The organism is Neisseria sicca (assembly GCF_014054945.1).
Taxonomy (GTDB): Bacteria; Pseudomonadota; Gammaproteobacteria; order Burkholderiales; family Neisseriaceae; genus Neisseria; species Neisseria sicca.
Window position 1 is genome coordinate 1762764 of the sequence record NZ_CP059566.1, and the last position, 13960, is coordinate 1776723.

A 13960-nucleotide genomic window follows, 5' to 3' on the forward strand; every position below is an offset into this window, starting at 1 on the left:
ATTTTGTCGGATTAACGTTGATACAAAGGTCGTCTGAAAAATCGAGATTTGGCTTCTTTTCACTTTGCCACAACTTCCCCTTCAGACGACCTAGATTTCCCTCATGAATCCTTTTCTACCTCTTCTCTTCTCGATCAATCTATCTGAATAGAATCTGAGAATTTCGGTATCAACCTGCCATATATCGCCGTCACCATTTGACACAGATAATAGCCAAATACAAAAAATTAAAAAGCGTACAAAAGCAAAAGGTCGTCTGAAACCAGAAAACCTGTTTTCAGACGACCTTTATTTGCAATACCGTTTACCGGAAGATTATTTCTTCGAGCCGACGAATGCGCCTACCGTATTGCCGCTAGAGAATCCGCCTGCAACTTCCGCTGCATTTTTGCCAAAGAAACCGCCTTTGACTTGGGTCGCACCAGATTGTTCAAACTTGTTGCCGCTAATTTGGGCATTAACAGCAATGTTGTCGCCAAATTTAGCATCACGAGAGATAGTGCCTGTTAATTTTTTACTGTCAAAATTGGCAGTCAACTCTGTGCGGGTAATATTGTAATTTGCGCCGCTATGCATAGCGGCAACGCTGGTGTTGTAATGAACTTGCCCTTTAGGCAGCTCGGCTGCGGGCGTAAAGTGTCCGCTGAAGAAAGCTTGTTTTTTGCCGTTAACTTCCAACACGCCGGCAGTAGCGTTTGCTGAAGCGGTATTGACCAAGAATTTCTGTACGGATTTCGGCTCGCCGGATGCAATTCCTGAAATGAAACCAGGAACTTTGCCTTTCCAATTATTCAAAGAAATACCGCCGCTTTGGGTCAAGTCGAAATCCACACCGTCAACGCGGATGTGTTTGATGTTGCTATTATCGATGGCAATGCTATTACCGCCAACTGTTTGCTGTGCGGCGGTAGGAACCGTCGGAGTAGCAGGAGTTTTAGGAGCGGTAGGCGTTTTAGGAGTAGTCGGTGTTTTACCCGTCTCAGGTTTTGCAGGAGTTGTCGTTGATGGGGGAGTTGCAGGCTTCTGCGACGTTGATGGGTTGCTTGGACCTGCGTTAGGCGTAGATTGTGAAGATGGAGTGGAATTTCCACCGCCACCCCCGCCTCCGCAGGCAGCCAAAGTTGCTGTACAAATCAATGCAAGTACTTTTTTCATGTCGTATCATCCTTTTTTAAATTGAATCTCGAAGTTTCTGTATTCGGGAACAAGTCTTGATTGTGCTTGCGATGCACCTGAATCAATGACTTAGACATTTTATACTAAAAAGATAAGACAACCCATATGTAATAGTTAATTCAAGTAAATTTACAAACAAAATATAACTAAATTATAACTAAGCTAACAATTTATTGGCAGGAAACACATAAAATCAACTCACTTTTTCAGACGACCTGCATTTTCCTCATGAATCCTTTATAATCTCTTCCTTTATAAATCAATATCTTTTGAAAGAAGCAAAATGTCCGATTTCCGTCAAGATTTCCTCAAGTTTGCGCTGGCGCAGAATGTATTGAAATTCGGTGAATTCACGACCAAGGCAGGCCGTCAGTCGCCTTATTTTTTCAACGCCGGACTGTTTAACGACGGCGCATCGACGCTGCAACTGGCGAAGTTTTATGCGCAGGCGATTATCGAGAGCGGCGTAAAATTCGACATGCTGTTCGGCCCGGCTTACAAAGGCATTATTTTGGCGGCAGCGACTGCGATGATGCTGGCGGAAAAAGGCGTGAACGTGCCGTTTGTCTACAATCGCAAAGAAGCGAAAGACCACGGCGAAGGCGGTGTGTTGGTCGGTGCGCCGCTCAAAGGCCGCGTATTGATTATCGACGACGTAATTTCTGCGGGAACATCTGTGCGCGAATCGGTCAAACTGATTGAAGCGGAAGGTGCAACGCCCGCCGCCGTCGCCATCGCGCTCGACCGTATGGAAAAAGGTACGGGCGAATTGTCCGCCGTTCAGGAAGTGGAAAAACAATACGGCTTGCCCGTCGTCGCCATTGCCAATCTGAACGACCTGTTCACGCTCCTGCAAAACAATGCGGAATTCGGCGGCTTCCTCGAGCCGGTCAGAGCCTACCGCGAACGCTACGGCGTTGCCTAAAATAGGATATACAAAAGGTCGTCTGAAGACGGACAATCCCTTTTCAGACGACCCAACCCAATCAAACACACATTAAAACAACACATCCCACACTTTACACGGAAAACCCCTATGCCCGCCTGTATCTGCCCACACTGCAAAACCTCACTTTGGGTCAAAGACACCCAGCTCAACGTCGCACAAGGCTTTGTCGTTTGCAATAAATGCGAAGGCCTGTTCAAAGCCAAAGACAGCCTGGCGCCGTCTTCCGCACCCGCCAATCCCGACACACTGCCCAATGCCGTTACCGACGTTCGCCTCGTACACGACATGGGCGGCAACATCCGCAACCGCAAACAACTCTCCCGCCACGAAATCGCCAGCCTGCTCGACAGCGCCGAACGCGCCAAAAAAGCCAAAGAAGAGGCGGCACGGCGTACCGAAGAGGAAAAGCGTCGGGCAGAAGAAGAAAAACGGCGGACTGAAGAGTTCCAAGCCCTGATGGCGGCAGCCGCTGCCAAACCCGCCAAATCCGAAGAAGGCTTCAACTGGACGCTGGCGGTACTGGTTGCGCTGACCGTCCTCATCATGCAGCTTTTCTATCTGGTCTTGCTATGAACACATCTCCGGGTTTTGTCGCCGATTTTCGCGAAGCCGCGCCCTATATCCACTACCTGCGCGGCAAAACACTGGTTATCGGCATCACCGACAGCCTGCTCGAAGGCGACACCCTGAACCGGCTCGCCGCCGATTTCCACCTGCTCGCCGGATTGGGCGTGCGGCTCGTGTTGGTACACGGCACGCGCCATTTCCTCAACCGCCTCGCCGCCGACAGACAATTCGTTCCGCAATACCACCGCAACCGCCGCATTACCGACGACGCCACCCTGCGCGACGCCAAGCAGGCAGTCGGCATGATACGCAGCGACATCGAAGCCGCCCTGTGCAGCAGCGCATCCGCCCCCTTGCGCAACAAACCGATTCCCACCGCTTCGGGCAATTTCCTCACCTCCCGTCCGCTCGGCGTCATTGACGGCATAGACATGGGCTACACCGGCATCGTCCGCAAAACCGACACCGACTCTATCAACCGCCGCCTCGACGACGGCGCCATCGTCCTCATCAGCCCGCTCGGACACTCCTACGGCGGCAAAACCTTCAACCTCAGCATGAGCGAAGCCGCCGAAGCCGTCGCCGTCGCCCTTCAAGCCGAAAAACTCGTGTACCTGACCGAAGAAGCCGGCATTTGCAACGCCGACGGCGTCCTCATGTCCACCCTATCCTCAGGCGAAGTCCGCCACCTGATAGAAACCGCACACAACGTTCCCGTGCGCCTGCTCCAAGCCGCCGTCAACGCCGTCGAAAACGGCGTCAGCCGCGTACAAATCCTCAGCGGACGCGAAGACGGCGGACTGTTGCGCGAACTCTTCACCCGTGAAGGCTGCGGCACCGCCATCGCCCGCGATTCCTTCGTCTCCATCCGCCAAGCCCACAGCCGCGACATCCCCCGCATCATCGCCCTGATACGCCCGCTGGAAGAGCAAGGCATCCTGTTGCACCGCAGCCGCGAATATCTCGAAAACCACATCTCCGGCTTCTCCGTCCTCGAACACGACCGCAACATCTACGGCTGCGTCGCCCTCAAAACTTTCGACGATCCCGAAATCGGCGAACTCGCCTGCCTCGTCGTCTCCCCCGAAGCCCGCGACGGCGGCTACGGCGAAATGCTGCTCGACCACCTCTTCCAAAAAGCCCAAAGCTTGGGCATCCGCCGCCTGTTCGCCCTCTCCACCCACACAGGCGAATGGTTTGCCGAACGCGGTTTTCAGACGACCTCTCCCGACGCATTACCCGAAGAACGCCGCCGCGACTACCTTGCCAACGGCCGCAATTCGCAGGTGTTCTTCCGAGAGTTGGCTTAAGCGGGATTCAAACCCAAGGTCGTCTGAAAACTGCCGACGACCTCGTTTAGCACCCCAAACATCAAACATGACTTGAAAACAAGCCTGACGGTTTGCCGCCCTCTTTCATGAAGAGAAGACGACAAACCGTCAGGCTTACGTTTTGAAAAACTAAAAAGAAAACGCTGTTGCAGCAGGTTTTCAGGCGGCTTGATGTTCACAAAAAATCTATATTCCTCAACGGCCATTCCTCACTCAAAGACGCGACAATTTCAAACGTCTGACCTTGATAGTCGAATTTGATTTTCCAAGCGTGGAGAAACATCCGCGATGCAGGCTTCCCGCCGTAGAGCGTATCGCCCAAAATCGGGCTGCCCAAGCTTTTCATGGCGACACGGAGTTGGTGGGTTTTGCCCGTATGCGGATGCAGGACGAATAGGCGTAGGCCGGGTTCTAAGCTGTGGCTGCCAAATTCGGTTACGGCGGGATTTTCCATGCCGCGCGTCAGTTTCCATGCGCCGCGCCGTGATTTTTCCATATCGCCTTTAATCCAACCTTGCTTCTTAGACGGCTTGTCCGTTGCCAGCGCCAAATAAGTTTTACGCATGGTTTTGGCGGCAAACTGCTGCGCCAACTCCGACGCGCTTTGCTGGTTTAAGGCAAACAGCAGCACGCCGCTGGTCAGCTTGTCCAAGCGGTGCAGCAGCCAAACCTGCTCAAGACCGAGCTGCGCCGCCAGCGTCTGCGTCAGGCTGACTTCGCCCTCTTCCTGATGTACGGATACGCCGCAAGGTTTGTTGACGGCGACAAAATCCGGATGCCTGAATAAGATTTCCCACATTTCAGACGACCTATTTCAACATAATGCCATCGCCCGCCAAAGTGATGACGCCCAATACGCAAAACAGTACGCAGGCGGAAATCCGCACGGCTTTGGCGGGGATTTTTTTCATCAGCATATCGCCCAGATAAACCACGGGGACGGTTGCCAACATCAATCCGGCAACGCTGCCGAGTACGACCATGGATAAGGATTGGTATTTTGCCGCCAGCAAGACCGTGGCGATTTGGGTTTTGTCGCCGATTTCCGCCATGAAAAACAGAAAAACCGTCGCTCCGAACGCGCCGTATTTGAGCCAACGGCTGTCGGGGTTTTCATCTTTATCAGGCAGGAGCAGCCACAAGCCGACCGCGATGAAGCTGATGCCGACGACCCATTTGACGATCTCAGGAGAAATGGCTTCCGCCAGCCATACGCCGACAAATGCGGAAACCAAATGATTCAGTAAAGTGGCAATGAAGATGCCGGAGACTACCGCGTTTTTCTGGGCGAAACGTGCGGCAAGGAAAAGAGCGAGCAGTTGCGTTTTATCGCCGATTTCGGCAATGGCAACGCCCAGTATTGAAGAGAAAAATGCTTCCATAAGATACTCAACCGAAGCGGGCAAAAACAAAAAGCGTTGCACATACCGCCCGCAAGGGTATGGACAACGCTTACGTCTTGCCTGTCTTCCTGTTGTCAGGAAGATGCCGCCACCATGACCGATCTTTGTCGAACTCGGTCAATTATGTTGATAACGGCTCTGATTGTCAGTGAAAATCAGATGGCTACTCCCGTAAGAGTGTGCGCATTATAAAGAGGTTGGCACGTAAAGACAATCATAAAGGTCGTCTGAAACGGCTTTCATTTTCCAGAAGCTATTTTTACCTGCTTCGCAAAAATGCGTTTCAGACGACCTTTAGTGTCGGACTCAGCCATCATCAATACAATAATTTGCTGGGTTTGTGTTCGGCTTCGGACAGCTCCACCGCGTTGAGCAGGCTTAAATCCAAAGATGTTTCGGAGATACAGGTTTCGCCGAACACATTGCAATACGTCATGACGAGCTTCATGATGCCGCCGAATTTTTTCTCCGGCAGACTTGCCGACAGCTCGCGGATATCGCCAAAGACGCTGCCGTACACTTCTCCCGAAGCCAGCATATCCAAGCCTTCGCCAACGATAACCAATTTGCTGACCGCTTCAACGATAGCGCGTTCCGCCGCTTTATCGGACACGGACGACACTTGCAGGCGGATGTTTTTCGCCATGCCTTTGCCGTGGTTGCGGATAGTCAATGCCAGCATCTCCGGCTGCTCTTCCACGCTTTGCAGGGAAGCATGCAAGACGGGATGGACTTTTTCCTGCTGTATCAACTTTTCCCTGCGCAGCCATTCGTTCTTTTTCCGCGCAATGACTGAAACCGCCGTCCATGCCAACCACACCAGCGCAACGGCGCAAACCGCGGCAACAACGGGCGCCAAATCAGCAAGATAGTCTTTGGGGTTAAACCAAAGGCAGGCGGTCAGAAAGCCCGCAAAAAATATTACGACGTATAAAATCGGCGCGAAACGGCTTTGAATCGTAGCATGCATAGATTTTCCTGTTTGTGGCACAAAGGTCGTCTGAAACCGGACTGCCGCGTTTATCGCCATACAGCCGGAATTTCGGATGGCATTCTAACGTAAACCGTATTTTTCGGCGCAATTGAATAACAAGCGGTAACAGTTGGGAAATATACGGCACTTTGCGTGCAGTTCCGAGGCAGACCCAACCCGTTTTCAGACGACCTCTTTCAGGCATTTGTCCGCTTCGCACAGGAAAGCAGATCCGGCCTCAGCCGCCCCCAATCAAGGATTTTAATTATTGAATATCAATTAATTAGATATATTATTTCACGCCAATATAAAACTTTTTCAATTTGTTGACAGTCTGTTACAATGCACTACTTCCGAACGGCGGCAAACCGTCCGTCATTCAAACTCAGAAAGGTTTTTATGGATAACAACTTTACCGAATCGCTGCACCAATTGGTTCAGAAAATCAATGATCCGATGTGGACAGGGCTGGTGTATGTCCTGTTGGGTGCAGGGCTGTTTTTCACAGTTGCCACCGGTTTCGTACAATTCCGCCTGCTCGGACGCAGTATCAAAGAGATGCTCGGCGGGCGCCAACAAGGCGATGATCCGCACGGTATTACGCCGTTTCAGGCTTTCGTCACCGGACTTGCCAGCCGCGTAGGCGTAGGCAACATCGCAGGCGTAGCAATTGCCATCAGCAGCGGCGGCCCGGGCGCGGTATTTTGGATGTGGATCACCGCATTGATCGGTATGAGTTCGGCGTTTGTCGAATCTTCACTGGCGCAGTTGTTCAAAATCCGCGATTACGACAACCATCATTTCCGCGGCGGTCCTGCTTACTATATTACCCAAGGCTTGGGTCAAAAATGGTTGGGCATCGTATTTGCATTAAGCCTGATTTTCTGCTTCGGATTCGTTTATGAAGCCGTTCAAACCAACACCATCGCCGTAACCGCCAAAGCCGCGTGGGGCTGGGACGAACATGCGGTCGGCGTCGCATTGGTCATCATGACTGCGCCGATTATTTTCGGAGGTATCCGCCGCGTTTCCCGCTTTGCCGAAATGCTTGTCCCGCTGATGGCGACTTTATATCTGCTGATGGCGCTCTACATCATCATCACCAACATCAGCCTGATTCCTCATGTCTTCGGTCAGATTTTTGACAGCGCGTTCAACTTTAAAGCTGCCGGCGGCGGCCTGCTCGGCGGTTTGATTTCGCAAACCATGATGATCGGTATCAAACGCGGCCTGTATTCCAATGAGGCAGGTCAAGGTTCTGCGCCTAACGCCGCCGCGGCAGCCGAAGTCAAACACCCTGTTTCCCAAGGCATGATTCAAATGCTGGGCGTATTCGTCGATACGATTATCGTGTGCTCCTGCACGGCGTTTATCGTTTTGGTTTACCAACAACCTTACGGCGATTTGAACGGCGCAGAGCTGACCCAAGCAGCGATTATCAGCCAAGTCGGTGCATGGGGCGCAGATTTCTTGGCAATCATCCTGTTTATGTTTGCCTTTTCTACCGTCATCGGCAACTATGCCTACGCCGAATCCAATGTGCAGTTCATCAAAAACCATTGGCTGCTGACCGCCTTGTTCCGCATGCTCGTTTTGGGCTGGGTATATTTCGGCGCAGTCGCCAACGTCCCGCTGATTTGGGATATGGCGGATATGGCGATGGGTACGATGGCATGGATTAACCTGGTCGCCATCCTGATCCTCTCTCCGCTTGCCTTCCTGCTGTTGAGGGACTACACGGCGAAACTGAAAATGGGCAAAGATCCCGTCTTCAAACTTTCCGAACATCCGGGCTTGAAACGCAAAATCAAATCCGATATTTGGTAAACCCATAGCCCGGTTAAAAAGGTCGTCTGAAATACCATACAGCGTTTCAGACGACCTTTTGCCTTTTACCGAATCTCCCCAAACCAATCTGTTTCAGCCCAGCCGAAAATCCTTTATTCAGAAACCTGTATCTCCCTATCGATTCCCGTTACAATACCGCCCGATAAACCCAAAAATCTCAACAAGATAGCCCAATCATGAACGCCTCACAACGCGAACGCTTCGTCAAACGCTGGCTCAACTCCTACGAACGCTACCGCTACCGCCGCCTCATACACGCCGTCCGGCTCGGACTGGCCGTACTGTTTGCCACCCTGCTCGCCAAACTCCTCCACCTCCAACACGGCGAATGGATAGGCATGACCGTATTCGTCGTACTCGGCATGCTCCAATTTCAAGGCGCGATTTACTCCAAAGCCGTCGAACGTATGCTCGGCACCGTCATCGGCTTGGGCGCGGGTTTGACCCTGTTGTGGCTCAACCAACACTACTTCCACGGCGGCATTCTCTTTTACCTGACCGTCGGCACCGCCAGCGCAGCCGCAGGTTGGGCGGCGGTTGGCAAAAACGGCTACGTCCCCATGCTTGCCGGACTGACCATGTGCATGCTCATCGGCGACAACAGCAACAACTGGCTCGACAGCGGACTCATGCGCGCCATGAACGTCCTCATCGGCGCCGCCATCGCCATCATCTCCGCCAAACTCCTGCCCTTGCGTTCCACACTCATGTGGCGGTTTATGCTTGCCGACAACCTGACCGAATGCGGCAAAATGATTGCCGAAATCAGCAACGGCAAACGCATGACCCGCGAGCGGCTGGAGCAAAACATGGTCAAAATGCGCCAAATCAACGCCCGCATGGTCAAAAGCCGCAGCCACCTCGCTGCTACATCAGGCGAAAGCCACATCAGCCCCGCCATGATGGAAGCCATGCAGCACGCCCACCGCAAAATCGTCAACACCACCGAGCTGCTCCTCACCACCGCCGCCAAGCTGCAAGCCCCTACCCTCAACGAACACGAAATCCGCCTGCTCGACCGCCATTTCAACCGCCTCCAACGCGACCTGCGCCTGACCGTCCGCCTCATCAAAGGCCACTACGCCCGCCGCATCCGCATCGACACCTCCATCAATCCCGAGCTGGGCAAACTCGCCGCCCGCCTCCATTACGAATGGCAGGGCTTCCTCTGGCTCAGCACCAATATGCGCAACGAAATTTCCGCACTCGTCATCCTCCTGCAACGCAGCCGCCGCAAGTGGCTGGACAAGCACGAACTCCAACGTCTGCGTGAACACCTGCGCGAAACCCGCGAAGGCGATTTGGAAGAAGAGGTCGTCTGAAAACAAATCCTTTCTAAAGAACCCGCCATATCAAAGAAAAACAGAAAACAGATTCAGCCAGACAACCCGCCAAGATTTTTCGAGAGGCGCTGCACCCACATTTAGGATGAAAATGTTTCCGCTAAAAAACCAGCGCGGCGAAAGGGAAGCAGAACAAAGACCAAGATTTCAGACGACCCCAAACCCTGCCATCTCCTGCAAAAAGGAAAAACGTATGGACTACCCCGCCCTGCTCGCCGTCCTGCAACAACACGCCAACCCCGAACGCGCCGTGGTGCCGATGCAGGCATACATGAAACACCGCTTTACCTATTTCGGCATCGGCAAACCCCAGCTTGCCCACCTGTGCAGCCCGTTTTTCAAAGGCGCCGCCAAACAGCCGGTCGATTGGGATTTCGTGCGCCGCTGCTGGGACGACCCGCACCGCGAATTGCAATACGCCGCGCTCGAATACCTGAAAAAAATGCAGCAGCGCCTGCCCCCGCAAGACATCCCGCGCTTGCAAACGCTGATTACCGAAAAATCATGGTGGGACAGCGCCGACGTACTCGATCGTATTGTCGGCGACATTGCCCTGCGCTACACCGAAGTCAACACCGTCCTATTGGCATGGAGTACGGACGACAACATCTGGCTGCGCCGCGTCGCCATCGACCACCAACTGCTCCGCAAACAGCACACCGACACCGCGCTGCTGGAAAAAATCATCTGCAACAATCTGGGGCAAAAAGAATTTTTCATCAACAAAGCCATAGGCTGGGCATTGCGCGATTACAGCAAAACCAACCCCGAATGGGTACAAGGCTTTATCAACCGACACCGGCACAAAATGGCCAAACTGAGCTTGCGCGAAGCGGGGAAATATTTGCCGCCAAAGGTCATCTGAAAACGTGAGCTTCAACGAAGTTAAACAAAGTTCCTACATAACTAAAATGTAAATAGCATCCTGCACTTACCTCTATCAAAGTGCAGGATGTTTTGTTTCAGGCTGCCTGAAACGCCCAAAAAACAGTATGATTCATTTGTTTTCTGTTTGGAGGAGTCATCCATGATTGCAGCTACCATCACCATCCAAGACCAAAACCTCGCCGGCAAAGTGCTGCACGAACTGTTTTTGAAGTTCCGAACCAACCACATCAGCGCGGCGGAGCTGATTGCCGAACGCGTACGGCAGGAAGTCGCCGCCTACAATGACCGCGCCGCCGATGCCCTGCTGCGCCACAGCCTCGTTATCCCCACCGATCGCGGCGACATCGTGATTCGGGAAACGCACGGCAAAAAAGGCGCGCACCCGCAGCCTGTGGACGCGGAAAAGCAAATCGCCGTCGCCCTGAAAGCTTTTGAGCAGAACGCGTTTTTCATCCTTGCCGACAACCGCCAACTGGAAACGCTGGACGACATGGTGTACCTGCATGACGGACTGGTCGTCAATTTCATCAAACTCACGCCGCTGGTGGGCGGATAAGCAGCCTGAAAACCGTCGCAGAACGCTACCGCGCCTTTACCGAAACCACCCGATACAGCCTGAACAGTGCGGACAAGAAAACCCTTACCGACGTTGTCCGCCTTTGCAGCGAAATATAGTGGATTAACTTTAAACCGGTACGGCGTTGCCTCGCCTTAGCTCAAAGAGAACGATTCTCTAAGGTGCTGAAGCACCAAGTGAATCGGTTCCGTACTATCTGTACTGTCTGAGGCTTCGTCGCCTTGCCCTGATTTAAAGTTAATCCACTATAACCAACACATCCATACACAAGGAAAGTCCTATGACCCAAAACCAAACCGTGCAGATTTCCGACAGTCGCCGTGCCGAGTTCAATCAGCTTCTCGACGTACTGCAAAGGGAATGGCGCCAAAAATGTTTGAACGAATACGACACGATAAATCTGAAACTCTGCCCCAGCTTTACCGAAGTGGAGAAAGCCGCTCCCGAATACCGCGTCGATTTCCTGATCCACTGCATTGATTTGATACGCGGCTGGGGACGAAATAAAGTTTTTAACAATAAAGGCGGGGACTGGATACGCAGTTACGGCACCACCCGTGCGGCGGTGGCGATGGCTCTAGCGCGCAAAACGCTGCCGATGACAGAGCAGGATGTGCAGCGCATTTTTGCCGCCATGCTGGACGACAACGGGCTGTCCGAACGACAGGCAGATGACTATCCGCTCAAATATCTGATCAACCAAATCAAAAAACAGTTTCCCAATCCGAGCGAAACGCTTTCGGAATGCCTGAAAAACGCCTGCAGCCGTTACCGCGTCTTTGCGGAAAACCTGTGGGACAAGAAAGCCGCTACCGCCAACCTTGCCGCTCTGGCGGAACTGGCAGGCGGTTCTGCCGAAGCCTGCTTCCCCGCCCAAGACGACGAGTTTGCCCAGTACGCCAATCCGCAGCTTGCCGCGCTGCCACCGGAACAGCAGGACGTATGGAGCAAGATCATTGCGCTTGCCCTATCCGCCAATGCGGGCAAGCCAAGCGAAAAATACCTAAAAGAAGCCAAAACGCTGATTGACACGCTGGGGGCGGACAGGTTCAAAAAGATGCTGCACGGCTGGATAGAATTTGTCTACGGTAATGAAGAAGTACGTATTGAAACCTTTACCCACGAATACAGAGGCGGCTCATACAACTACGACACCCATGTCCTGCCCGTTTGCAGCATCAACCAGACCGTGCTCAAAGGGCTGGTGTGGATGTGCAGCCATTTCCACGACAGCGCCACCCTGTCCGCCCTTACCCAGCTTGCGCTGCATTCATACGACAAAATCCCCAATCTCGGCGCGCGCTATGCTGCTATGGGCAACGCCTGTTTCTACGCGCTGTTCCGCTCCAAAGGGCTGGACGGCATCGCCTGCCTTTCACGCCTGCGCCTGCGGATTAAGTTCAGCAACGTACAGAGCGCGATTGCCAAATATTTGGACGAAGCCGCTGCGCAGCGGGGCGTATCCCGCAACGAAATCGAAGACATGGCGGTGGACAGTTTCGGCTTGCAGGAAGGCTGCCGCGACTATGACTTCGGCGGCTACACCTGCCGTCTGGCGGTAACGGGCGTAGGCAAGTCCGAACTGCGCTGGTTCAAACCCGACGGCTCGCCGCAGAAAACCGTACCCGCCTTCGTGAAAACCGACCATGCCGACAAACTGAAAAAGATTAAAGCCGCACAAAAAAACCTCAACACCACGCTCACAGCCCAACGCGACCGCTTGGACCAAATGATGCGCTCCGAACACCGCGTACCGCTGGAACACGCCGAACAGTATTACTGGCAGCACGGGCTGATGTCCTGCCTCACGCGCCCGCTAATATGGCAGTTTTTCCGCGACGAAAACGATACGCAGGGTTGCACTGCATTGTGGTTGGACGGAACATGGGTGGACGAAACGGGCGCGCAAACCGATGTTTCGGACTGCCTGCAAATCAGCTTGTGGCATCCCGCGCTCGCTACGCAGCAAAGCATCGCCCAATGGCGTAAACTGCTGCTGGACAAAGAAATCCGCCAGCCGCTGAAACAGGCATACCGCGAAATCTATCTGCTTACCGAAGCCGAAATCAACACCAAAACATACAGCAACCGTTTTGCCGCCCACATCCTGAAACAACACCAATACATGACGCTTGCCAAAGGGCGCGGCTGGAAAGGCTCGCTGGCCGGCGCGTGGGACGGCGGCGACGATGCAACCGTATCGTTGGATTTGCCCGAATACAACCTGCGCGCCGAATTTTGGACAAACGCGGTGGACAGCGAAGAAGCGTGGACGGAAAGCGGTATCTGGCAGTATGTCAGCACCGACCAAGTGCGCTTTCACCGGTTGGACGACGGTTACAATGCCACCGCGCTGGACTTAATTGATATTCCGCCGCGCATGTTTTCCGAAGTGTTGCGCGACGTGGATTTGTTTGTGGGCGTGGCGAGCGTAGGCAACGACCCGACTTGGGAAGACAACGGCGGAGAGGCGCGTTTTTACAGCTACTGGCAGAGCTATTCCTTCGGCGATTTGGGCGAAGTCGCCAAAACCCGCAAAGCCGTGCTGGAAACCCTGCTGCCGCGCCTGAAAATCGCCAAGGTTGCCCACATAGACGGCAACTTCCTCGTCGTGCAGGGCAAACTGCGTACCTACAAAATCCACATCGGCAGCAGCAACATCCTGATGCTGCCGGACGACCAATACCTCTGCATCGTGCCCGACAGCCGCAAAAAAGACGCATCCGACAAGCTGTTTATCCCGTTTGAGGGCGACAACACACTCTCGGTCGTCCTCTCCAAAGCCATGCTGCTGGCGGAAGACGACAAGATTACCGACAGCACGATTACCTCGCAGATTCAGCGGTAAATTGGGACAGCCTGAAAAACACAAATGCCTCCATCCTTGCGGTTTCAGGCTGTTTTG

The 13960-nt window shown here is 53.3% G+C and carries 12 protein-coding genes; 8 read left to right on the top strand and 4 right to left on the bottom strand.

What is annotated here, in order from left to right:
• Positions 1 to 315: 315 nt before the first annotated feature.
• The gene (locus tag H3L95_RS13875) at positions 316 to 1155 is read right to left on the bottom strand and encodes a transferrin-binding protein-like solute binding protein (protein WP_241429732.1); all 840 of its coding nucleotides are present in this window, start codon (positions 1153 to 1155) and stop codon (positions 316 to 318) included.
• 304 nt (positions 1156 to 1459) lie between these two features.
• On the opposite strand from H3L95_RS13875, the gene pyrE reads away from it, so the two are divergent.
• The 3 genes from pyrE (at position 1460) to argA (ending at position 4002) form a co-directional block, all read left to right on the top strand.
• Positions 1460 to 2101 carry an orotate phosphoribosyltransferase gene (gene pyrE / locus H3L95_RS08460; protein WP_003759231.1) on the top strand — a complete coding sequence of 214 codons (642 nt, stop codon included), beginning with the start codon at positions 1460 to 1462 and terminating at the stop codon, positions 2099 to 2101.
• 111 nt (positions 2102 to 2212) lie between these two features.
• Positions 2213 to 2698 (top strand): MJ0042-type zinc finger domain-containing protein, encoded by a 486-nt coding sequence (locus H3L95_RS08465; protein ID WP_003759233.1) that lies wholly within the window; start codon positions 2213 to 2215, stop codon positions 2696 to 2698.
• Positions 2695 to 4002 (top strand): amino-acid N-acetyltransferase, encoded by a 1308-nt coding sequence (argA, locus tag H3L95_RS08470; RefSeq protein WP_003759234.1) that lies wholly within the window; start codon positions 2695 to 2697, stop codon positions 4000 to 4002. Before H3L95_RS08465 ends, argA begins: the two co-directional genes overlap by 4 nt.
• Positions 4003 to 4198: 196 nt before the next feature.
• On the opposite strand, the gene H3L95_RS08475 is transcribed toward argA, so the two are convergent.
• From H3L95_RS08475 to H3L95_RS08485, 3 genes are all read right to left on the bottom strand, one after another.
• On the bottom strand, positions 4199 to 4822 hold the full coding sequence (locus tag H3L95_RS08475; RefSeq protein WP_003759237.1) for a TIGR01621 family pseudouridine synthase: 624 nt from the start codon (positions 4820 to 4822) through the stop codon (positions 4199 to 4201).
• 10 nt (positions 4823 to 4832) lie between these two features.
• The gene (locus tag H3L95_RS08480) at positions 4833 to 5405 is read right to left on the bottom strand and encodes a TMEM165/GDT1 family protein (protein ID WP_003759239.1); all 573 of its coding nucleotides are present in this window, start codon (positions 5403 to 5405) and stop codon (positions 4833 to 4835) included.
• Positions 5406 to 5742: 337 nt separating this feature from the next.
• Positions 5743 to 6396 carry a DUF8453 domain-containing protein gene (locus H3L95_RS08485; protein ID WP_036492694.1) on the bottom strand — a complete coding sequence of 218 codons (654 nt, stop codon included), beginning with the start codon at positions 6394 to 6396 and terminating at the stop codon, positions 5743 to 5745.
• A gap of 402 nt (positions 6397 to 6798) precedes the next feature.
• Between H3L95_RS08485 and H3L95_RS08490 the strand changes: the two genes are divergently transcribed.
• The 5 genes from H3L95_RS08490 (at position 6799) to H3L95_RS08510 (ending at position 13903) form a co-directional block, all read left to right on the top strand.
• A complete protein-coding gene (locus H3L95_RS08490) occupies positions 6799 to 8226 on the top strand; it encodes an alanine/glycine:cation symporter family protein (RefSeq protein WP_040668656.1) in 1428 nt (475 codons plus the stop codon).
• A 197-nt stretch (positions 8227 to 8423) separates the two neighbouring features.
• A complete protein-coding gene (locus tag H3L95_RS08495; RefSeq protein ID WP_003759249.1) occupies positions 8424 to 9569 on the top strand; it encodes an FUSC family protein in 1146 nt (381 codons plus the stop codon).
• Between the two features lie 214 nt (positions 9570 to 9783).
• Entirely contained in the window at positions 9784 to 10455 is a 672-nt protein-coding gene (locus H3L95_RS08500) for a DNA alkylation repair protein (RefSeq protein ID WP_040668657.1), read from the top strand.
• A gap of 162 nt (positions 10456 to 10617) precedes the next feature.
• Positions 10618 to 11034, top strand: coding sequence for a hypothetical protein (locus tag H3L95_RS08505; protein WP_241429733.1), 417 nt, complete (start codon positions 10618 to 10620; stop codon positions 11032 to 11034).
• A 301-nt stretch (positions 11035 to 11335) separates the two neighbouring features.
• Positions 11336 to 13903, top strand: coding sequence for a DUF4132 domain-containing protein (locus H3L95_RS08510; protein WP_003759256.1), 2568 nt, complete (start codon positions 11336 to 11338; stop codon positions 13901 to 13903).
• The last annotated feature ends 57 nt before the right edge of the window (positions 13904 to 13960 follow it).